The sequence below is a fragment of the Rhizobium sp. UBA1881 genome (assembly GCF_002338015.1).
Taxonomy (GTDB): domain Bacteria; phylum Pseudomonadota; class Alphaproteobacteria; order Rhizobiales; family Rhizobiaceae; genus Rhizobium.
The window spans coordinates 1,371-1,748 of sequence record NZ_DDHH01000033.1 but is presented as its reverse complement, the minus strand read 5'-3'; the positions used below and the strand labels follow the sequence as shown (position 1 = coordinate 1,748).

2 pseudogenes are annotated in these 378 nt (G+C 58.5%); both read right to left on the bottom strand.

What is annotated here, in order from left to right:
• Window positions 1-175: pseudogene (locus tag B3605_RS03080) on the bottom strand (D-xylose ABC transporter ATP-binding protein); the annotation flags it as partial.
• A gap of 71 nt (window positions 176-246) precedes the next feature.
• Window positions 247-378: pseudogene (locus B3605_RS03075) on the bottom strand (rhamnose ABC transporter substrate-binding protein); the annotation flags it as partial.

The window sequence follows — 378 nt, the reverse complement described above, 5'->3', positions numbered from 1 at the left end:
TGCCTGCACCGTTTTCGCCGATGAGCGCGGTTACCTTGCCTGGGTAGAGCGCGATGCTGACGTTATCGAGCGCCTTCACGCCAGGGAAGATCTGGGAGATGCCACGCATCTCGAGAATTGCGGGTACGTCGTTCGTCGCGACGCTAGCAACAGGTTGTTGAAGGGCGTTGTTCATCAGCGCTTACCAGTGTTCATTGGGAAGGGCCCGGCGGCAATACCGCCGGGTTTTGTCTGTCCGCGAAAGGCTTAGAAAACCTTCGAGAACTGATCGATGTTCGACGCATTGTAGATGAACGGATCGGCCATTGCGGCTTCGCCCTTGTCGTCCACCTTGATCTTGCCCATGCGGCCGGCTTCGATTTCGGTGCCCGGCGCTCC